Below are 21,213 nucleotides of genomic sequence, written 5' to 3'. Positions count from 1 at the left end.
TTAAATCAAAAGGCCGTCTGAAAATATATATCCAGACGGCCTTTCTTCAATCTTACTTCGTGTTGTCTTTGTTATTCACTTGAACCGGATACAGCAAAATCAAAGGATTGGCTTTCACTTGACTCCAGAAACTCTTCAGCAGATTACGCATACTGCCCAAACGCGTACTGCGAGAACGGAGCGCAACAGCCAAAGCCAAAGAAAAGCTGACCACTAAATTTACCATACCGATTGCCAATACGCTTACCAAGCCAAGCATAAAAGTGAATATATCTGCATGACCGCTAATCGCGGCATAACCCAAATTTGCCGAAGAAAACGCTACATGACGAATATCCAGCGGCAAGCCGAAAAGATGGCCAAAATAGCCTGTCATGCCTAAAAGCATACCGAAAATAAAATTACCCATAAGCGAACCATAATGCTTATGAATATAAGCGGCCAAACGGCGGCGTGGCTCCGGACGCATGATTTTTCGTAACAACGGATTAAACGGCAGGCGCTGACGCAGGTTCAGATAATCGGAACGATTGTCAAAGAAGCCGGCAATAATACCCGAACAAAACAACCATACGCCGGCAATAGCGGCATACCACAAGGTCGGCTGGGTAAAAATCTCAATGGATTTGAACTGATAGGCCGTAACTGCCTCATTTAGTAAGGGCTGACCATGCGTATGGGCATAGCCAAAAGCAATCCCTGCCGCCAACAATACGGCAATCGATACATTGCCAAACACAGCAACACTTTGCGAACGGCACACATCAATCAGCAGTTTAGCCAATTTGTTGTCCACCGCTTTACTGCCTTCATTTGAGTCCACCTGCTCGGCAAAACTCGCCGCCGTCATAGCAGGCTGCTTGGTTGCAACGGTGCAGTGCAACATATGAATCAACATAAAACCTAAGCCGTAGTTAAGACCGGCAAGGAATGAAGTCGTAAACTCACCGAATCCTAAAGATGCAATATGGATTTTATTCAGTGCCATCAAAGCAATAATTACGCCGCCGCCTGCTGCGGAATAAAACATTTTGAAATATTCGCTACGGTTGCGCGTAATGTAATGCTCACCATGATGGCTTTTGTTTTCCGTAATACTGCGCGCCAGCATTCGGATACTGCTTTTGCGCAAGTGGCTGGTGCTGTATTGCTCTACCGCCGCATAAATCATCGCATTCATCAGATTGACGGTTAAGCGGGTTCGGCTGGTTTCGATTTGAATATTGGTCAACAGTTTCAGGCGGTCTATGGTTTGTTGCAGGCGTTCGAGCAAGTGGGCAACTTTTACTGACGAACCAGACCCGGCTCCGGTACCACGACGGCGCAAATAGTCAATTTGCTTTTCACACTGGTCAAACATAACCTCCAAATGCGCCGTGTCATAAGTTTCTTCGCTATGGCGATAGTGTTCCACCATCTTCGCAATTTCGCGCTGTAAAGCGACAAATGCAGAATCCGCTTCCAACAAACGGGGGGCAATCCGTATTAAATCCGGCTCAATCGCTTCGGAAGCAATCCAGATGGACAACATTTCTACCGCACGCAAACGTGCATCTGTTAATTGTCGGCTGGCCGTCTGAAGTAAAGCGGGATCCGCCTTAGCCAACAACAATTCATACATACCCAGCCACTGTCGCAAACTTAAAGTTTGCAACCATTTATCATCGTTTTTCGAATGAAAAAGATATAAAAACACTTCGCGCAAGTTGGAAAAATCTTTATAAGACGGACTGAACCGCTCATAAATCCGTATGCCCATTTCCCGGGTAAAACTATGGCGCGAGAAAATACCCAGTTTAATCAGCGCAGGATAAATGTGAACTTTAGACAGCCAAGTATAAAAGCGTAGGCTGAATTGACGGCATAAAGCATCGTCTTGTTTTAAAGTAGATAAAATCAAATCGAAACGTTCGGAAGCCTGTTTTTTACCTCCTCGGCGTAAAAATTTGATTAATGCATTGAGAATAAGAACAAAGTCGGTATCATTTAAGCGTTCCGACAAAATAATGTGAAGATTTTGATTAGTCAGTTTCTGCATTGTAGTATTATTACATAAAATGAGATATTTAGCAAGAACCTCGGCAAACAAGTCGAATTATATCGCATTCTTTATCAACCCATGTCACAAGATTTTCAATTAATATTCTCTAAAATTCAATGAATAATCAAATTACATAATAAATATATGATGTGAATCAATAACTAAGAAAGGCCGTCTGAATTCTTTCAGACGGCCTTTTACAACAACATACTACATTGTTTAAATCCTATGCAAACAAGAGCTTACCACCATCTTCTTTAACATGGATTGTGCTATCAGGTGCATATTTACCTTCAAGCAATGCTTTTGCCAGCGTATTTTCGATTTCTGACTGGATGGCGCGTTTGAGCGGACGGGCACCATACACAGGATCAAAACCGGCTTCGGCAATCAGATCCAAGGCAGCATCATCGACTTTCAGATGCAGATGTTGTGCTTCCAAACGTTTTTCCAAACCTTTAAGCTGGATTTTCGCAATGCTGCGAATATTGGCCTGATCCAAACCATGGAACACGACTACTTCATCAATACGGTTGATCATTTCAGGACGGAAATGTTCTTTCACATCCTCCATCACGACTTCTTTTACCGCTTCGTAGTCCTGAGTACCCATCTGTTGGATATGTTGGCTACCAATATTGGAAGTCATTACGATAACGGTATTTTTGAAGTCCACGGTTCGACCTTGTCCATCGGTCAAGCGGCCGTCATCCAATACTTGCAGCAAGATGTTGAACACGTCCGGATGGGCTTTTTCCACTTCATCCAAAAGAATCACGCTGTACGGTTTGCGGCGGACTTGCTCAGTCAGGTAGCCGCCTTCTTCGTAGCCGACATAGCCGGGAGGCGCACCGATTAAGCGGGCAACAGCATGTTTTTCCATGTACTCGGACATATCGATACGAATCAGATGATCTTCGCTGTCAAACAGGAAGCCTGCCAAAGCTTTGCACAACTCGGTTTTACCCACACCGGTCGGGCCTAAGAACAAGAAGCTGCCGTAAGGTTTATTCGGATCGGCCAAACCGGAACGGCTGCGGCGGATAGCGTCAGACACGGCACGCACGGCTTCATCTTGGCCGACCACACGGCGATGCAATACTTCTTCCATTTTCAAAAGCTTGTCGCGTTCACCTTCCATCATTTTGGACACAGGGATGCCGGTCATGCGCGATACGATTTCGGCTACTTCGTCCGCGCCGACTTCAGTGCGGAAGAGTTTGTTTTGTTTTTTGCCCTCAGGATTGCTTTCTGCTGCTTGCAACTGTGCACCTAATTTCGGCAACTCGCCGTATTCGAGTTCAGACGCGCGGGCAAAGTCGCCTTGGCGTTTGGCCTGCTCAATTTTGACTTTGATGTCGTCCATCTGTTTCTTGATGTCGGCAGTGCTGGAAGAGGCGGCTTTCTCGGCTTTCCAGATTTCGTCCAAATCGGCGTATTCTTTTTGCAAGCCGTCGATTTCCTCGTCTATAAGTTCCAAACGTTTTTTGCTGGCATCATCGCTTTCTTTGGCAACGTGCATTTTTTCCATTTTGAGCTGGATAATGCGACGGTCAAGTTTGTCCATCTGCTCGGGTTTGCTATCCAGCTCCATTTTGATGCGGCTGGCAGCTTCGTCAATCAAATCAATCGCTTTATCAGGCAGGAAGCGGTCGGTAATGTAACGGTCGCTCAACTCCGCTGCGGCAACGATAGCGGGGTCTGTAATATCGATACCGTGGTGGATTTCATAACGCTCTTGCAAACCACGCAAAATAGCGATGGTATCTTCCACGCTTGGCTCACCAACCAATACTTTTTGGAAGCGGCGTTCGAGTGCCGCGTCTTTTTCGATGTATTGACGATATTCATCCAAAGTAGTCGCACCGATACAGTGTAATTCGCCGCGCGCTAAAGCAGGTTTCAACATATTGCCCGCGTCCATTGCGCCGTCGGTTTTGCCTGCACCGACCAAAGTATGGATTTCGTCAATGAAAATCAAAGTGTTGCCATCATCTTTAGCCAAGTCGTTCAAAACGCCTTTCAAGCGTTCTTCAAATTCGCCGCGGTATTTCGCGCCGGCAATCAAAGCCGCTAAGTCCAAAACCAAAAGGCGTTTGTTACGTAGGGATTCAGGCACTTCGCCGTTAACAATACGTTGCGCCAGGCCTTCAACAATAGCGGTTTTACCCACACCCGGCTCACCAATCAGCACAGGGTTGTTTTTGGTACGGCGTTGCAATACCTGAATTGCACGTCGGATTTCATCATCGCGACCGATAACAGGATCAAGCTTGCCGTCTCGGGCGCGTTGAGTCAGATCAAGTGTGTATTTTTTCAAAGCATCGCGTTGGTCTTCAGCATTCGCATCGTTCACGTTTTGTCCTCCTCGTACCGCATCGATCGCGGCATTGATATTTTGTTCGGTCGCACCGGCTTCTTTCAAAATTTTGCCGGTCGCATCATTCTGCTGAACCAAAGCCAGCAGGAAAAGTTCGCTGGCGATATAGGCATCGCCACGTTTGGTCGCAGCCTTGTCCATCAAGTTCAATACAGCTTGCAGCTCACGGCTAGGCATAATATCGCCGCCTTGACCGGATACTTTTGGCAAGCTGCTCAAATGTTGCTGCAAACGTTGTTTTACTTGAGGCACATTCACACCTGCATGAGCCAGTAACGCAGCAGCACCACTGTTTTGATCGTCAAGCAACGCTTTTAAGATAAAGCCGGCCTCAAGGTAGCTGCTGTCCGCAGCCAAAGCCAGACTTTGACCTTCTTGCAGAGCTTGCTGAAATTTGGCAGTTAATTTATCAAATCTCATTTTAAGTTCCTCTTCAAATATATTCTGTTAGAGCCTATATAAGCACAAATGTGGATAACTCAAGAGCCATTTACCCTATTAATCAACAATTTTTACTATCTTATTGTTTTATAACGTTTTATTTTTATAATTTTATGTGCATAACTTTTATTATCCATCTACTCTTTACTCAAAAGGCCGTCTGAAAAATCAAGAATAATCAGGTATAATCAACACCATATTTATTTTCAGACGGCCTTTATGCCGAAGGATACTTTCATGAGCAAAAAACGAGTTTTAACAGGCGTTACCACAACAGGTATTCCACACTTAGGCAACTATGTCGGCGCCATCCGCCCGGCCATCCGCGCGGCGCAAGATTCCAATACCGAATCATTCCTCTTTTTGGCCGACTATCACGGCATCATCAAATGTCATGAGCCGGAAATGATTCATCAATCTACTCAAGCTGTTGCCGCCACATGGCTCGCCTGCGGACTCAACCCTGAACAGACCACTTTCTACCGTCAAAGCGATATTCCCGAAGTGATGGAGTTGAACTGGATTCTGACCTGTATCACTGCAAAAGGTCTGATGAACCGCGCCCACGCTTATAAAGCTGCAGTACAGGCAAATACCGAAAACGGTCAGGAAGATCCGGATCACGGCGTGGAAATGGGCCTGTACAGCTACCCTATCCTCATGACTGCCGACATTCTTATGTTCAATGCCCATGAAGTACCAGTCGGTCGCGACCAAATCCAACACGTTGAAATGGCACGTGATATTGCCGGCCGCTTTAACCACCGCTTCCAAGAACTCTTCACCCTGCCTGAAGTAAAAATCGACGAAAATGTCGAACTCTTGGTCGGTTTGGACGGACGCAAAATGTCCAAATCCTACGGCAATACCATTCCGCTTTGGGAAAACGACAAGAAAACCCAAAAATCGGTTAACAAAATCATCACCAATATGAAAGAACCCGGCGAGCCGAAACAGCCTGATGAAAGTCCTCTGTTTGAAATCTACAAAGCCTTCTCCACGCCGTCTGAAACTGCCGAGTTCACGCAAATGCTGTCCGAAGGCCTTGCTTGGGGTGAGGCTAAGAAACTCTTGGGTGCAAAGATCAATGCCGAGCTCGCAGAACCGCGCGAGCGTTACAATGAGTTGACAGCCAAACCCTCTCAAATTGAAGACATTTTGCAGGCCGGCGCACAAAAAGCGCGTAAAGAAGCACGCGAATTGTTGGATAAAGTACGCGATGCGGTAGGTATTCGTCCGTTGAAATAATAATAGTAAGGCCGTCTGAATATTTCAGACGGCCATAATATCGTTTATCATTTGAAATATAATCGTTTTCTAGGGTTTCTCATATGAAAAAAACCTTCCCCCTTATCTTGCTCAGCCTTTCATTGGCTGCCTGTGGCGGTAAATCTGAAGATACTGCAGCCAATGATGCTGCTTCAGGCAAAGCGCCCAAGCCTACCTTCAAAGTTAAATATATCGATGAACAAGCCATGGCCGGTTTGGATTTGGGTACAGCTCAAGAAGGCGAAACTAAAGAAGGTAAGAAACAACGCACCTATCCGATTAACGGCATAGAGGGCGGCGTCATCAATCTGATTGGCAAGCACCCTACCGACTTAGAAGTCATCAGCGGCCAATGCATGGAAAAAAATGAAAAAGGCGTTTCAGCCGGCTGGTCAGCCAACGGCGTCTGCCACACAGCCTTTGCAAAAATGGTGGACAATATTGCCCAAGATGGCGGCAAACTGACCGACTATCTGATTTCACACGCTGCTTTGCAACCTTATACCGAAGGCAAAAGCGGTTATGCCGCCGTACAAAACGGCCGCTATATTTTAGAAATTGACAGCGAAGGCATGTTCTATTTCCGCCGCCGTCATTACTAAAACCCTGCCCATCCTATTTTCCCCTGATACAAGGACTGAATCATGGCTCAAGTTACTTTCCAAGGCTCTCCTATTTCTACAAACGGCAATTTGCCCGCCATCGGCCAAGTTGCACCTGATTTCACATTGGTAGCGGCAGACCTATCTGAGAAATCATTGGCTGACTTTGCAGGTAAACGCAAAGTGCTGAATATTTTCCCTAGCATCGACACCGGCGTATGCGCCCAGTCCGTCCGCACTTTCAACAAACGTGCCTCTTCTTTGGATAATACCGTTGTTTTGTGCATTTCTGCCGATTTACCATTTGCACAAGCCCGTTTCTGCGGCGCAGAAGGTTTGGAAAATGTAGTGACACTTTCTACATTCCGCAGCAGCTTTTCTAACGATTACGGTGTTACACTGACAGAAAGCCCGTTACGTGGCCTGACTGCCCGTGCAGTGGTGGTTTTGAATGAGCAAAACCAAGTTCTCCACGCTGAATTGGTTTCTGAAATTGCGAACGAGCCTGACTACGAAGCAGCTTTGGCTGTTTTGTAATTAACCAAATAAAATCAGGCCGTCTGAAAATTTTCAGACGGCCTTTAGCTTATCTTCAAAATAAAAACGGTAGCTTAAAGCTACCGTTTTCTGTTTCAGACCTTATACAGATTTATCTGCTTTGTCTGCTTCTACTGACTCAGTATTCTGAACCTCATTTTGCTCAACAGGTTCAGCAGCTTCAGCAACAGGCGCCTCAGGCTCTTCTACTTTGTCATCACGGACATTGTGGCTGTAATCTTTAGGCGGACTAGGCTGTTTACCGGCCATAATTTCCAAAACTTGATCTCGATCGATAGTTTCCCAATCCATCAGTGCTTTGCACATGGTTTCCATCTTATCGCGATTTTCATCCAAGATTTTGTAAGCCACTTGGTATTGCTCATCCAAAATACGGCGGATTTCCGCATCGATATCTTGTTGGGTTTTCTCGGAAATATTTTGGGAACGGGTTACGCTGCGACCCAAGAATACTTCACCTTCGTTCTCAGCATAAACCATCACACCCATTTTGTCGCTCATACCATAACGCGTTACCATCTCGCGTGCCATTTGAGTTGCACGCTCGAAGTCGTTAGATGCGCCGGTAGAAATACGGCCAATAAAAATATCTTCAGCAATACGGCCACCAAACAAGATTGAGAGCTGACTCAGCATTTGGTCTTTGTACATACTGATGCGGTCACGCTCAGGCAGTTGCCAAGTCAAACCCAATGCACGGCCACGAGGCATAATCGTTACTTTGTGAACCGGATCGGTAAACGGCAGGCTTTCCGCTACGATTGCATGACCGGCCTCATGATAAGCTGTCGCACGTTTTTCATCTTCGTGCATTACCATACTGCGACGTTCCGGACCCATGTAAATTTTGTCTTTCGCATCTTCAAAGTCACTTTGATCGACTTTAACTTTATTGCGACGGCCGGCAAACAAAGCTGCTTCATTGACCAAGTTTGCCAAATCCGCACCTGAAAAACCAGGTGTACCACGAGCCAAAGAAGTCAAATCTACAGATGCATCCAAAGGTACTTTTTTCGCGTGTACTTTCAAGATTTGCTCACGGCCACGGATATCAGGCAATGGAACAACGACTTGACGGTCAAAACGGCCCGGACGCTGCAATGCTGGGTCAAGTACATCAGGACGGTTGGTTGCTGCGATCACAATAACGGTTTGATTACTTTCAAAACCATCCATTTCAACCAATAATTGGTTTAATGTTTGCTCACGCTCATCATTGCCACCGCCCAAACCGGCACCACGCTGACGGCCGACCGCATCAATTTCATCGATAAAGATGATGCATGGTGCGTTTTTCTTGGCCTGCTCGAACATATCGCGGACACGGCTCGCACCGACACCGACAAACATTTCTACGAAGTCAGAACCTGAGATACTGAAGAATGGCACCCCTGCCTCACCAGCAATCGCTTTGGCCAGCAATGTTTTACCCGTACCAGGGCTACCAGCCAACAAAATACCGCGCGGCACACGACCGCCTAAGCTTTGGTAACGATTGGGGGCTTTTAAATAATCTACGATTTCTTGTACTTCTTCTTTTGCCTCATCACAACCGGCAACATCGGCAAAAGTCACTTTATTGGAATCTTTATCCAACAAACGCGCACGGCTTTTACCAAAAGAGAAGGCGCCGCCTTTACCGCCACCGCCGCTTTGCATGCGCATGAAGTAGAACCATGCACCGATCAACAACAAAACAGGCAGCAGGCTGTAAAACAGACTGGCCAGCATGCTTGGTTTTTCTTCCGGAGTCACTTTGACGCGTACTTTGTTGTCCAACAGTGTTTTAACCAAGTTGTCATCCAAAGGCGCATTGGTATAGAAGGCAGTTTTATCGGTGCGCTCACCTTTAATCAGATAGCCGCTGACAACAGATCCTTCAATATTGACATTGGATACTTCGCCACTATTAACTTGCTGAATAAATTGAGAATATTCGATTTGCTGTTTATCTTCCTGCTTATCGCTGAGTGCATTGAATGCTGCTAAAAGCATAGCACCACCCACTACCCAGACTAATATGTTTTTAATGGTATTCCCCACTGAACAGGCTCCATGGTTACAAAATAAATAAAATCAAGGGAAAGAATTTTAAAGCACCCACCCTACATTGTCAGCGTTTATTTTTGCCTAATAGGTAAATCTCACTGGAACGATTGCGGGAAGCATCCGGCTTTCGAGTTTGTACACTGGCAAAAATTTCGCGCATTGCCGCCGTATATTTCTGATAGCCCGTGCCTTGAAACACCTTCACCAAAAAACTGCCTCCGGGTTTCAAATGCTGCGAGGCAAAATCCAAAGCCAGTTCACACAAATAAAAACTGCGTGCCTGGTCTGTTACAGCATTGCCTGACATATTGGGTGCCATATCACAGATTACAAGGTCTAACGGACGATTATCCAATAAAGCTTCAAACTGCTCCAAAACGGCATCTTCCCTAAAGTCGCCCTGAATAAACGACACGCCTTCAATAGCATCCATCGGCAAAATATCCAAAGCAAAGACTGCCCCAGTTTTACAGACCAGCTTGGCCGCAACCTGTGACCAACTTCCCGGCGCGCTGCCCAAATCCGCCAAAACCGTACCCGGCTTGATTAATTTATCTTTTTGATTGATTTCCAATAATTTATAAGCCGCTCGGGCACGATATCCATCCTTTTGTGCCATATGGACATAATGATCGTTGACATGCTCATGCAGCCATGCTTTTGAAGATTTTGAGCGTACAGCCATCTTGATTTGAAATGCTTAAGTTAAAATCAGCATTGTACGTTATTTCCCCCGTAAATGTTCTAAATCGCGTACAATATAGCCATTATTCTTTTTAATTGGATACTTATTAATATGAGCGACAACAAACTAAGCACCAAAGAAATTTTGGCCTTGAAAGCCCAAGCACACCACCTCCACCCTGTCGTTATGGTTGGCCAACAAGGCTTGACCGACTCGGTCATCAAAGAAACCGATGCCGCATTGACAGCGCACGAATTGATTAAAGTCCGTGTTTTTGGCGATGATCGTGCTGAACGTATTGAAATTTGTGATGCACTATGTGAAACACTGGGTGCTCAACTGGTGCAACATATTGGCAAATTACTTGTTTTGTGGCGTAAAAAACCGGACGATAAATAATTTAAAGTGAATAAACAGCAGAAGTATTTTCTCAACCCACTTTATCATATGCCTCTGTTGTATTTATGCAGCATAAAACAAATTATTCCATTATTCTAAGTATAAAAATACAAATACGGTTGCCTGTTTTTGTAAATAACCCCAAAATTACAAAATCATAACGGCCGCACCCTGTCGGCCGATTATTTTATTCTTAATCCTTCACAAAATATAAAAGCAAACCGATGAATGCTCAACAACATGAAGAATCTTTTCTGCTGGCAGAAAAATTAATCACTCAAGATCCACCTGACTTTGCACGAGCCATCCCATTGCTCTGCGAAGCTGCAGAAGCCGGGCATATTGAGGCTGCATTTCAGCTGGCAGGATGCCTAATCGAACATCACGAAAATGCGCAAGATTTAGCAATTGCTGTCTCATATCTCAAACAGGCCGCTCAAGCCGGTCACCCATATGCTCGTTACAACCTTCTGCAAATAGAAGAAAGCAGAGGGATTGCAATAGAAGACTTAGTTGACGCCTATCAAGAGCTTGCCGAAGAAGGATTGGCTCCTGCCCAACTGCGCCTGATGCGTTTATATGCAGACAATGGCAATGACCAAGAAGCAGTCAAATGGGCACTGAAAGCTGCCGAACAACAAAATCCTCAGGCACAATACTTCTTAGCCCAGCATTACCAATATTCCAGCTCTCCTGATTTGGAATATTCACATAAACTTTATCAGCAATCCGCTGCACAGGGATTTATTGCGGCACACTGGCAACTCGGCCTTCAATACAAATTGGGGCAAGGTGTTGCACAAAACCCTGAAAAAGCAATCGAACATTTGCGTATTGCCGCCGATTACGACATTGTTCCAGCGCAAACTTCTCTTGCAGAACTCTTAGCTGTATCAAATCCTGCTGAAGCATTGGAATGGTTTGAAAAAGCTGCCGAACAAGGTGACAGCAATGCGCATGTAGCACTTGCCGAAATCTATCTTCTGGGTAAAAACACCGAACGAGACCCTCAAAAGGCCTATCAGCATGCTAAATTGGCTGCAGATCAAAATGACCCGGAAGGATTGCGTCTTTTAGGCGATATCCATCGCTACGGATTGGGACGAGCAGTTGATGCAGACACCGCGCGTCAATATTATCAACGCTCGGCTGATTTAGGTAATCTTGTCGCTTACCAAAAACTTCTGTCTGACAGCGCATTGAATAACCAGCAAAACTATGAGCTGACGAAAGAAATCGCCCTCCAACGTCAGGAAGCTGAACGTCTTTACAAGCTAGCATTTGCAGCGCACTATGGCTTAAAACGCCAACAAAATTATGCTGAAGCACTGGAGCTATACCTTCAGTCTGCAGAACGAGGACACAGTAAATCACAAACCAATCTTGGCATGATGTATTACAGCGGACAAGGCGTACCTGTCGATTATGCCCAAGCGGCGAAATGGTTTGAGGCGGCAGCCAAACAAAGGGATACAATGGCTCAATATAATCTTGCCTGTCTGTATTACCACGGCCTGGGTGTAGAGAAAGACATCAATAATGCATGTTTTTGGCTGCAAGAAGCCATCCAACATGGACATGAGCAGCAAGATGTTCTCAAAGAGCTTTTAGCTCAATGGAAGCAATTTGCTCAAAAATCCTCTGCAGTTTAAAGGCCGTCTGAAATTCTCAGACTACTAACAAATGACATGCCCAGCTATTCAACCAGCCTGTGCATGTCATTTTTTAATTTTCCCTTCCTCAATCATCGTCCTCTTAAAATTTCACTCTTTCTTAACCGCTTCCAAAATCTTCAGACGGCCCATTCGCTTGTAAAAAATAACACGGTCTGAATTTTCTTTTTCAAACTCAAAGTTTAAATTTAATTTTCGATTTTAGACAAATTTTGAAAATTAATTTTCGAATTCGAATTTATTCATCTAAACAACAGAGACTTTTACCGTGTCTGTTTAATATTCTAATTTTAAAACCATCATAAGGGCACTTTTAAAAATCATCAATTCAACCTCTACCCTCCTATTAATATCAACAGCGCGATTTGCTAGTTTGCCCAATTACTGATAGCATTTGCAAGTTAGCCAGTTTGCAAAAAATTTTAATTTTTCAGAATTTTCATTGCTTCATATAACGTATTGAAAATATTTAAATAATTAAAATTTTTTCGAATTTGACTCTTGGAATTTTCGTTTATAAGCCGTATTTGTTCACAAACGAAAATATCGGAGTACTACTCCGTCATTGAAAAACACTCAACACAAGGATAGATATTATGTCCACCCAATTACACGATGTTGACCCAATTGAAACCAAAGAATGGTTAGACGCGTTAAGCTCTGTTTTAGAATATGAAGGCAGCGAACGCGCCCAGTATCTGCTGGAAAGTTTGGTCAAATACAGCCGTGACAAAGGCATCCGTATGCCTCACGGTACCACTACTCCATACTTGAACACCGTTTCCGTTGAAGACGAAAAAGGCATCCCCGGCGACCAAAACATCGAACACCGTATCCGTGCATTCGTTCGTTGGAACGCTGCCGCTATCGTTTTGCGCGCGGGTAAAAAAGATTTGGAATTGGGTGGACACATTGCATCTTTCCAATCAGCCGCCACTATGTACGAAGTCGGCTTCAACCACTTCTGGAAAGCTAAAGGCGAAGGCGAAGAAGGCGATTTGGTATTCTTCCAAGGCCACGTTGCCCCTGGTATCTACGCACGCGCTTTCGTTGAAGGCCGTCTGACTGAAGACCAATTGAACAACTTCCGTCAAGAAGTTGCCGGTCATGGTCTACCTTCCTATCCTCACCCTCACCTGTTGCCTGACTTCTGGCAATTCCCAACCGTATCTATGGGTCTTGGCCCATTGATGGCGATTTACCAAGCCCGTTTCCTGAAATACTTGGAATCTCGCGGCCTGGCTAAAACCAAAGGCCGTAAAGTATGGGTATTCTGTGGCGACGGCGAAATGGATGAACCTGAAAGCCAAGGTGCTATTGCTCTGGCTTCACGCGAAGGCTTGGATAACCTGGTATTCGTCATCAACTGTAACCTGCAACGTTTGGACGGTCCAGTACGCGGTAACGGCAAAATCATTCAAGAGCTGGAAGGCAACTTTGCCGGTGCCGGCTGGAATGTTGTGAAAGTCATCTGGGGTCGTCGTTGGGACCGCCTCTTGGCAAAAGACAAAGATGGCATCCTGCGCAAACGTATGGAAGAGTGCTTGGACGGTGACTACCAAACTTACAAATCCAAAGACGGTGCATACGTTCGCGAACACTTCTTCAATACGCCTGAACTGAAAGCATTGGTCGCCGATATGACTGATGAACAAATTTGGGCATTGAACCGTGGTGGCCATGACCCTCAAAAAGTGTACAACGCTTACGACCGCGCAGTGAACCACGCCGACGGCAAACCTACTGTAATCTTGGCGAAAACCATTAAAGGTTACGGCATGGGCGCATCCGGCGAAGGTCAAAACGTTGCCCACCAAGCCAAAAAAATGGACAAAGCTTCTTTGAAACAATTCCGTGACCGCTTTGACATTCCTGTTACCGATGAGCAAATCGACAGCGGCGACCTGCCTTACCTGACTTTTGCTCCTGACAGCGAAGAATACAAATATCTGCATGCACGCCGTGAAGCTTTGGGTGGCTACCTGCCTCAACGCAAACCTACCCAAGAAGTTCTGGAAGTGCCTGAGTTGTCAGCATTTGAGACTCAACTGAAATCCAGCGGTGACCGTGAATTCTCAACCACCATGGCTTTCGTCCGCATCCTGTCTACTTTGCTGAAAGACAAAAAAATCGGCAAACGCGTGGTGCCTATCGTTCCAGATGAAAGCCGTACGTTCGGTATGGAAGGTATGTTCCGTCAATACGGTATTTGGAACCCTAAAGGCCAACAATACACCCCTCAAGATAAAGACCAACTGATGTTCTATAAAGAATCTGTTGACGGTCAAATCTTGCAAGAAGGTATTAACGAACCAGGTGCTATGGCTGACTGGATTGCTGCTGCGACCAGCTACGCAAACAACGACTTTGCCATGATTCCTTTCTATATCTACTACTCTATGTTCGGTTTCCAACGCGTTGGCGACTTGGCATGGGCAGCAGGCGATATGCATGCACGCGGTTTCCTGCTGGGTGGTACAGCCGGCCGTACAACACTGAATGGCGAAGGTTTGCAACACGAAGACGGCCACAGCCACGTTCAAGCAGACTTGATTCCAAACTGTGTAACTTACGATCCGACATTCCAATATGAAGTAGCCGTTATCGTACACGATGGCTTGCGCCGCATGTATGTTAACCACGAAGACGTGTTCTACTACATCACCCTGATGAATGAAAACTACACCCATCCGGACATGCCTGAAGGCGTAGAACAAGACATACTGAAAGGTATGTACTTGCTGAAAGCCGGCGGAAAAGGCGATAAAAAAGTCCAATTGATGGGTTCCGGTACCATCCTGCAAGAAGTAATTGCCGGTGCCGAATTGTTGAAAGCCGACTTCGGCGTAGAAGCAGACATCTGGTCTTGCCCATCATTCAACCAGCTGCACCGCGATGCCATCGAAGTGGAACGCTTCAATCGTCTGAACCCATTGGAAACTGCAAAAGTACCGTTTGTTACTTCTCAACTGCAAGGTCATGACGGTCCGGTTATTGCCGCTACCGACTACATCCGCAGCTATGCTGACCGTATCCGTGCCTACATCCCTAACGACTACCACGTCTTGGGTACCGATGGCTTCGGTCGTTCCGACAGCCGTGCCAACCTGCGCAGCTTCTTCGAAGTTGACCGCTACAACGTTGCCGTTGCTGCATTGAGCGCTCTGGCCGAACAGGGCAAAGTCAGCAAAGAAACCGTTCAACAAGCCATTGAAAAATATGGTATTAAAGCCGATGCAGCTCCTAGCTGGAAACGCTAATTGATGTTTCAGACGGCCTGTTAACATTAGGCCGTCTGAAAACCAAATGTTTGAATGGTTTGAACAGACAAACTGTACCGATGCCGTGTGAAACAGTTTTCAGACGGCATCAAACTGAAAATATTAAAGGAACTCAAATGAGTATCGTAGAAATCAAAGTCCCTGATATCGGCGGTCATGAAAACGTCGACATCATCGCTGTAGAAGTTAAAGCAGGCGACACCATTGCCGTTGACGACACCCTGATTACTTTAGAAACCGACAAAGCCACTATGGACGTACCTGCCGATGCAGCCGGTGTCGTGAAAGAAGTTAAAGTTAAAGTTGGCGATAAAATCTCTGAAGGCGGCGTTATTCTGACCGTTGAAACCGATGCCGCCGCTGCCGATGCAGCCCCGGCTCCTGCAGCTCCCGCTGCCGCTCCTGCCGCAGCCCCTGCAGGCGGGGCAACTGTAAAAGTTGTTGTCCCGGATATTGGCGGTCATACAGATGTAGACATTATTGCCGTTGAAATTAAAGTTGGCGACACTGTTGCCGTTGACGACACTCTGATTACTCTGGAAACCGACAAAGCCACTATGGACGTACCATGTACAGAAGCCGGTGTGGTTAAAGCCGTATTTGTAAAAGTTGGCGACAAAGTATCTGAAGGTTCTGCCATTATCGAAGTAGAAACCGCCGGTTCCGCCGCAGCTGCTCCTGCTCCTGCCGCTCAAGCTGCCGCACCTGCACCAGCCGCTGCTCCGGCTCCTGCTGCTCCCGCACCAGCCGCTACGCCTGCTCCAGCTGCACCTGCAGCTGCCAAAATTGACGAAGCTGCTTTTGCCAAAGCCCATGCAGGTCCTTCCACACGTAAACTGGCGCGCGAATTGGGTGTAGATTTGGGTCAAGTTAAAGGTACCGGTCTGAAAGGCCGTATCATGGGCGAAGACGTTAAAGCCTTCGTTAAATCCGTTATGCAAAGCGGTGCAGGCAAACCTGCCGCTGCCTCTTTGGGCGGTGGTCTGGACTTGTTGCCATGGCCTAAAGTTGACTTCTCTAAATTCGGCAGCGTCGAAGTTAAAGAACTGTCTCGCATTAAGAAAATCTCTGGTCAAAACCTGTCTCGCAACTGGGTTGTGATTCCTCACGTTACCGTACACGAGGAAGCGGATATGACCGAATTGGAAGAATTCCGCAAACAGCTGAACAAAGAATGGGAACGCGAAGGCGTGAAACTGTCTCCATTGGCCTTCATCATTAAAGCCTCTGTTGCTGCACTGAAAGCCTTCCCTGAATTCAACGCCTCTTTGGATGGCGACAACTTGGTGCTGAAAAACTACTTCAACATCGGTTTCGCAGCAGACACGCCAAACGGCTTGGTTGTTCCAGTAATCAAAGACGTGGATCAAAAAGGCTTGAAACAAATCAGCCAAGAGCTGACCGAATTGTCTAAAAAAGCCCGCGAAGGCAAGCTCAAACCACAAGAAATGCAAGGCGCATGCTTTACCATTTCCAGCTTGGGCGGTATCGGCGGTACAGGCTTCACGCCAATCGTGAATGCTCCTGAAGTTGCCATCTTGGGCGTGTGCAAATCCCAAATTAAACCGGTTTGGAACGGCAAAGAATTCGCTCCTCGCCTGATGTGCCCATTGAGCCTGTCCTTCGACCACCGCGTCATCGACGGTGCCGCCGGTATGCGCTTTACCGTATTCCTGGCTAACCTGTTGAAAGACTTCCGCCGCATTACTCTGTAATCCGAGCATTTTCAGACGGCCTTTTTACTCAGGCCGTCTGAAAAAAGAAGTCCGAACATCATTCAGAAAGATTAGACATGAGCTTAGTTGAATTAAAAGTGCCCGACATTGGCGGTCACGAAAACGTAGATATTATTGCGGTTGAAGTAAATGTAGGCGACACCATTGCTGTGGACGATACCCTGATTACTTTGGAAACCGATAAAGCCACTATGGACGTACCTGCCGAAGTTGCAGGTGTCGTTAAAGAAGTTAAAGTTAAAGTCGGCGATAAAATCTCCGAAGGCGGCTTGATTGCAGTCGTTGAAGCCGAAGGTGCGGCTGCCGCTCCTAAAGCCGAAGCACCAGCTGCTCCTGCGCAAGAAGCACCTAAAGCAGCCGCTCCTGCTCCTCAAGCTGCTCAATTCGGCGGTTCTGCCGATGCCGAATACGACGTAGTTGTATTGGGTGGCGGCCCTGGCGGTTATTCTGCTGCATTTGCCGCTGCTGACGAAGGCTTGAAAGTTGCCATCGTCGAGCGTTACAAAACTTTGGGCGGCGTTTGCTTGAACGTTGGCTGTATCCCTTCCAAAGCCCTGTTGCACAATGCTGCCGTTATCGATGAAGTGCGTCACTTGGCTGCCAACGGTATCAAATACCCAGAGCCTGAACTCGATATCGACATGCTGCGTGCTTACAAAGACGGCGTGGTTTCCCGTTTGACTACCGGTTTGGCAGGCATGGCCAAAGGCCGTAAAGTAGACGTTATCCAAGGCGACGGCCAATTCTTAGATCCGCACCACTTGGAAGTGTCGCTGACTACCGGCGACGTGTACGAGCAAGCGACTCCTACCGGCGAGAAAAAAATCGTTGCCTTCAAAAACTGTATCATTGCAGCAGGTAGCCGCGTAACCAAACTGCCTTTCATTCCTGAAGATCCACGCATCATCGATTCCAGCGGTGCACTGGCTCTGAAAGAAGTACCAGGCAAACTGTTGATCATCGGCGGTGGTATTATCGGTCTCGAAATGGGTACGGTTTACAGCACTTTGGGGTCTCGCCTGGATGTTGTTGAAATGATGGACGGCCTGATGCAAGGCGCAGACCGCGACTTGGTTAAAGTATGGCAAAAACAAAACGAATACCGTTTTGACAACATCATGATCAACACCAAAACTGTTGCTGTTGAGCCTAAAGAAGACGGCGTTTACGTTACTTTTGAAGGTGCAAATGCGCCTAAAGAGCCACAACGTTACGATGCCGTATTGGTGGCAGCCGGTCGTGCGCCTAACGGCAAACTCATCAGCGCCGAAAAAGCAGGCGTTGCTGTAACTGACCGCGGCTTCATCGAAGTGGACAAACAAATGCGCACCAACGTGCCGCACATCTACGCTATCGGCGACATCGTCGGTCAACCGATGTTGGCACACAAAGCCGTTCACGAAGGCCACGTTGCTGCGGAAAACTGTGCCGGCCATAAAGCCTACTTTGACGCGCGCGTTATTCCGGGTGTTGCTTACACTTCTCCTGAAGTGGCATGGGTTGGCGAAACCGAGTTGTCTGCCAAAGCTTCCGGCCGCAAAATTACCAAAGCCAACTTCCCATGGGCTGCTTCCGGCCGTGCAATTGCCAACGGTTGCGACAATGGTTTCACCAAGCTGATTTTTGATGCTGAAACCGGCCGCATCATCGGTGGCGGTATCGTTGGTCCTAACGGCGGCGATATGATCGGTGAAGTCTGCTTGGCGATTGAAATGGGCTGTGATGCCGCCGATATCGGTAAAACCATCCACCCACACCCAACCCTGGGAGAATCCATCGGTATGGCTGCGGAAGTGGCATTGGGCGTATGTACCGACCTACCGGCTCAGAAAAAGAAATAAGTTCACTCAAATAAAATTTGAACGAACTTGATGGAACAAAGGCCGTCTGAATGTTTCAGACGGCCTTTTTGCAAACAAGGAGACTTAATATGAAAAAAATCGAAGCTATTATCAAACCTTTCAAACTCGACGATGTACGCGAAATCCTGACTGAAATCGGCATTACCGGCATGACCGTCAGCGAAGTCAAAGGTTTCGGCCGCCAAAAAGGCCATACGGAAATTTATCGCGGCGCAGAATACGCAGTTGATTTCCTGCCTAAAGTGAAAATCGAATTGGTATTGGCTGACGACAAAGTCGATCAGGCTGTTGATGCCATTTTAGAAACCGCACATTCCGGCAAAATCGGTGACGGTAAAATCTTCATTTATCCGGTTGAAGAAGCTATCCGTATCCGTACCGGTGAACGCTCGGAAGCAGCGCTTTAATAGAAATCGCAAAACACAGAATACAAATGCCGTCTGAAAATAAGTCGTAGCGTGGTTTGCTCAGGACTTATTTTTCAGACGGCATTAATTGAATACCCCCCATTCTCTAAAGTCTATCCAAGTAAACCTATTATCGAAAACTTCACGCTATCAAGCATGGAGGAGTTCGAGGCAATGCTTCACCTGACCTTCGTGAACGACTTTACCGTATCAAATAACTCTTTCCAAAGCAGGGCTAACCCCAATCCCATACTTGCAAAACCTCAACGCCCTCCTTTTAAAATCAATTCTTCGCATTTTTTCCTATTCTTGTTGTTGCCTAACTTTTCAGACGACCCCTTTCTTTATCCAAACTCCGTTATAATGACGGCTTTAAAATTAATTTATCCAAAGACAGTCTTATCATGAAACACATCCACATTATCGGTATCGGCGGCACATTTATGGGCGGCGTAGCGGCTATTGCCAAAGAAGCAGGTTTTAAAGTCAGCGGTTGCGACGCAAAGATGTATCCGCCGATGAGCACCCAGCTTGAAGCCTTGGGCATAGACGTACATGAAGGTTTTGATGCCGCTCAATTGGACGAATTTAAAGCCGATATTTACGTTATCGGTAATGTTGCCAAACGCGGCATGGATGTGATTGAAGCCATTTTGAATAAAGGCCTGCCTTACATTTCCGGCCCGCAATGGCTTGCTGAAAACGTATTACACCATCATTGGGTACTCGGTGTAGCCGGCACACACGGCAAAACGACTACCGCCTCCATGCTCGCCTGGGTCTTGGAATATGCCGGTCTCGCTCCGGGCTTCCTGATTGGTGGCGTACCGGAAAACTTCAGCGTTTCCGCCCGTCTGCCACAACCCCCGCGCCAAGACCCTAACTCAAAATCCCCATTCTTCGTTATCGAAGCCGACGAATACGATACTGCCTTTTTTGACAAACGCTCCAAATTCGTACACTACCGTCCGCGTACCGCCATTTTGAACAATCTTGAATTCGACCACGCCGACATTTTTGCCGATTTGGGCGCCATTCAAACCCAATTCCATCATTTGGTACGCACCGTGCCGTCTGAAGGCCTCATCGTCTGCAACGGCCAACAGCAAAGCCTGCAAGATACTCTGGATAAAGGCTGCTGGACGCCCGTAGAAAAATTTGGTACCGAACAAGGCTGGCAGGTTGGTACCGTCCATGCCGACGGCTCGTTCGACGTACGTCATCACGGCGAAACAGTCGGACACGTCGCGTGGGAACTGATGGGCGAACACAACCGTATGAACGCCCTCGCCGTTATCTCCGCTGCACGTCATGCCGGCGTCGATATTCAGACGGCCTGCGAAGCTTTAAGTGCATTTAAAAACGTCAAACGCCGTATGGAAATCAAAGGCACGGTAAACGGCATCACTGTTTACGATGACTTTGCCCACCACCCGACCGCCATCGAAACCACTATCGAAGGTCTGCGCCAGCACGTCGGTAACGCACGCATCCTCGCCGTCCTCGAGCCACGTTCTAACACTATGAAACTCGGTACCATGAAAGCCGCCCTGCCCGCAAGCTTAAACAATGCCGACCAAGTGTTCTGCTACGCCGGTGGCGTGGACTGGGACGTCGCCGAAGCCCTCGCGCCTTTAGGTGACAAACTGCACGTAGGCAAAGACTTCGATGCCTTTGTTGCCGAAATTGTGAAAAATGCCGAAGCAGGCGATCATATTTTGGTCATGAGCAACGGCGGTTTCGGTGGAATACACGGGAAGCTGTTAGAAGCATTGAAATAGCCTTCTCCAATAACTAAGGCCGTCTGAAAAGTTTTCAGACGGCCTTTTA

The 21,213-nt window shown here is 46.9% G+C and carries 14 protein-coding genes; 10 read left to right on the top strand and 4 right to left on the bottom strand.

The window, feature by feature from the left end; translation table 11 throughout:
* Window positions 1–52: 52 nt before the first annotated feature.
* Together HMPREF3022_RS08775 and clpB are read right to left on the bottom strand one after the other, a co-directional pair.
* Entirely contained in the window at window positions 53–2,038 is a 1,986-nt protein-coding gene (locus HMPREF3022_RS08775) for a site-specific recombinase (RefSeq protein ID WP_049333837.1), read from the bottom strand.
* 229 nt (window positions 2,039–2,267) lie between these two features.
* A complete protein-coding gene (clpB, locus tag HMPREF3022_RS08770; protein WP_049333835.1) occupies window positions 2,268–4,841 on the bottom strand; it encodes an ATP-dependent chaperone ClpB in 2,574 nt (857 codons plus the stop codon).
* A 258-nt stretch (window positions 4,842–5,099) separates the two neighbouring features.
* Between clpB and trpS the strand changes: the two genes are divergently transcribed.
* The 3 genes from trpS (at window position 5,100) to tpx (ending at window position 7,270) form a co-directional block, all read left to right on the top strand.
* On the top strand, window positions 5,100–6,110 hold the full coding sequence (gene trpS / locus HMPREF3022_RS08765; protein WP_049333833.1) for a tryptophan--tRNA ligase: 1,011 nt from the start codon (window positions 5,100–5,102) through the stop codon (window positions 6,108–6,110).
* Between the two features lie 83 nt (window positions 6,111–6,193).
* The gene (locus tag HMPREF3022_RS08760; RefSeq protein ID WP_049333831.1) at window positions 6,194–6,733 is read left to right on the top strand and encodes a hypothetical protein; all 540 of its coding nucleotides are present in this window, start codon (window positions 6,194–6,196) and stop codon (window positions 6,731–6,733) included.
* A 42-nt stretch (window positions 6,734–6,775) separates the two neighbouring features.
* On the top strand, window positions 6,776–7,270 hold the full coding sequence (gene tpx, locus HMPREF3022_RS08755; protein ID WP_003679194.1) for a thiol peroxidase: 495 nt from the start codon (window positions 6,776–6,778) through the stop codon (window positions 7,268–7,270).
* A gap of 102 nt (window positions 7,271–7,372) precedes the next feature.
* On the opposite strand, the gene ftsH is transcribed toward tpx, so the two are convergent.
* A complete protein-coding gene (gene ftsH, locus HMPREF3022_RS08750; protein ID WP_049333829.1) occupies window positions 7,373–9,334 on the bottom strand; it encodes an ATP-dependent zinc metalloprotease FtsH in 1,962 nt (653 codons plus the stop codon).
* Between the two features lie 70 nt (window positions 9,335–9,404).
* The gene (locus HMPREF3022_RS08745; RefSeq protein ID WP_070765491.1) at window positions 9,405–10,025 is read right to left on the bottom strand and encodes an RlmE family RNA methyltransferase; all 621 of its coding nucleotides are present in this window, start codon (window positions 10,023–10,025) and stop codon (window positions 9,405–9,407) included.
* Between the two features lie 111 nt (window positions 10,026–10,136).
* Here HMPREF3022_RS08745 and yhbY point away from each other — a divergent pair, with 111 nt between their 5' ends.
* The 7 genes from yhbY (at window position 10,137) to mpl (ending at window position 21,164) form a co-directional block, all read left to right on the top strand.
* The gene (gene yhbY / locus HMPREF3022_RS08740; RefSeq protein ID WP_049333825.1) at window positions 10,137–10,424 is read left to right on the top strand and encodes a ribosome assembly RNA-binding protein YhbY; all 288 of its coding nucleotides are present in this window, start codon (window positions 10,137–10,139) and stop codon (window positions 10,422–10,424) included.
* Window positions 10,425–10,648: 224 nt separating this feature from the next.
* The gene (locus HMPREF3022_RS08735) at window positions 10,649–12,076 is read left to right on the top strand and encodes a tetratricopeptide repeat protein (RefSeq protein WP_049333824.1); all 1,428 of its coding nucleotides are present in this window, start codon (window positions 10,649–10,651) and stop codon (window positions 12,074–12,076) included.
* 617 nt (window positions 12,077–12,693) lie between these two features.
* Window positions 12,694–15,357 (top strand): pyruvate dehydrogenase (acetyl-transferring), homodimeric type, encoded by a 2,664-nt coding sequence (gene aceE, locus HMPREF3022_RS08730; RefSeq protein ID WP_070765490.1) that lies wholly within the window; start codon window positions 12,694–12,696, stop codon window positions 15,355–15,357.
* 137 nt (window positions 15,358–15,494) lie between these two features.
* Window positions 15,495–17,093, top strand: coding sequence for a dihydrolipoyllysine-residue acetyltransferase (gene aceF, locus HMPREF3022_RS08725; RefSeq protein WP_070765489.1), 1,599 nt, complete (start codon window positions 15,495–15,497; stop codon window positions 17,091–17,093).
* A gap of 77 nt (window positions 17,094–17,170) precedes the next feature.
* On the top strand, window positions 17,171–18,955 hold the full coding sequence (lpdA, locus tag HMPREF3022_RS08720) for a dihydrolipoyl dehydrogenase (RefSeq protein ID WP_049344805.1): 1,785 nt from the start codon (window positions 17,171–17,173) through the stop codon (window positions 18,953–18,955).
* Window positions 18,956–19,044: 89 nt separating this feature from the next.
* Entirely contained in the window at window positions 19,045–19,383 is a 339-nt protein-coding gene (locus HMPREF3022_RS08715) for a P-II family nitrogen regulator (RefSeq protein ID WP_003683576.1), read from the top strand.
* Window positions 19,384–19,787: 404 nt separating this feature from the next.
* Complete coding sequence (mpl, locus tag HMPREF3022_RS08710) at window positions 19,788–21,164, top strand: UDP-N-acetylmuramate:L-alanyl-gamma-D-glutamyl-meso-diaminopimelate ligase (RefSeq protein WP_049344804.1); 1,377 nt, start codon at window positions 19,788–19,790, stop codon at window positions 21,162–21,164.
* The last annotated feature ends 49 nt before the right edge of the window (window positions 21,165–21,213 follow it).

Origin of the sequence: Neisseria sp. HMSC065C04, from assembly GCF_001815375.1 — a bacterium.
GTDB lineage: Bacteria > Pseudomonadota > Gammaproteobacteria > Burkholderiales > Neisseriaceae > Neisseria > Neisseria flavescens_D.
The sequence above is the reverse complement of the archived record's forward strand: the minus strand, read 5'-3'. Positions and strand labels throughout refer to the sequence as shown.

Excerpts from the sequence above, each read along its gene's own strand:
- trpS (WP_049333833.1), top strand. The coding sequence starts at position 5,100 with ATGAGCAAAAAACGAGTTTTAACAGGCGTTACCACAACAGGTATTCCA.
- aceE (WP_070765490.1), top strand. The coding sequence starts at position 12,694 with ATGTCCACCCAATTACACGATGTTGACCCAATTGAAACCAAAGAATGG.
- aceF (WP_070765489.1), top strand. The coding sequence starts at position 15,495 with ATGAGTATCGTAGAAATCAAAGTCCCTGATATCGGCGGTCATGAAAAC.
- HMPREF3022_RS08735 (WP_049333824.1), top strand. The coding sequence starts at position 10,649 with ATGAATGCTCAACAACATGAAGAATCTTTTCTGCTGGCAGAAAAATTA.
- clpB (WP_049333835.1), bottom strand. The coding sequence starts at position 4,841 with ATGAGATTTGATAAATTAACTGCCAAATTTCAGCAAGCTCTGCAAGAA.
- yhbY (WP_049333825.1), top strand. The coding sequence starts at position 10,137 with ATGAGCGACAACAAACTAAGCACCAAAGAAATTTTGGCCTTGAAAGCC.
- tpx (WP_003679194.1), top strand. The coding sequence starts at position 6,776 with ATGGCTCAAGTTACTTTCCAAGGCTCTCCTATTTCTACAAACGGCAAT.
- mpl (WP_049344804.1), top strand. The coding sequence starts at position 19,788 with ATGAAACACATCCACATTATCGGTATCGGCGGCACATTTATGGGCGGC.
- HMPREF3022_RS08715 (WP_003683576.1), top strand. The coding sequence starts at position 19,045 with ATGAAAAAAATCGAAGCTATTATCAAACCTTTCAAACTCGACGATGTA.
- HMPREF3022_RS08745 (WP_070765491.1), bottom strand. The coding sequence starts at position 10,025 with ATGGCTGTACGCTCAAAATCTTCAAAAGCATGGCTGCATGAGCATGTC.
- HMPREF3022_RS08760 (WP_049333831.1), top strand. The coding sequence starts at position 6,194 with ATGAAAAAAACCTTCCCCCTTATCTTGCTCAGCCTTTCATTGGCTGCC.
- HMPREF3022_RS08775 (WP_049333837.1), bottom strand. The coding sequence starts at position 2,038 with ATGCAGAAACTGACTAATCAAAATCTTCACATTATTTTGTCGGAACGC.
- lpdA (WP_049344805.1), top strand. The coding sequence starts at position 17,171 with ATGAGCTTAGTTGAATTAAAAGTGCCCGACATTGGCGGTCACGAAAAC.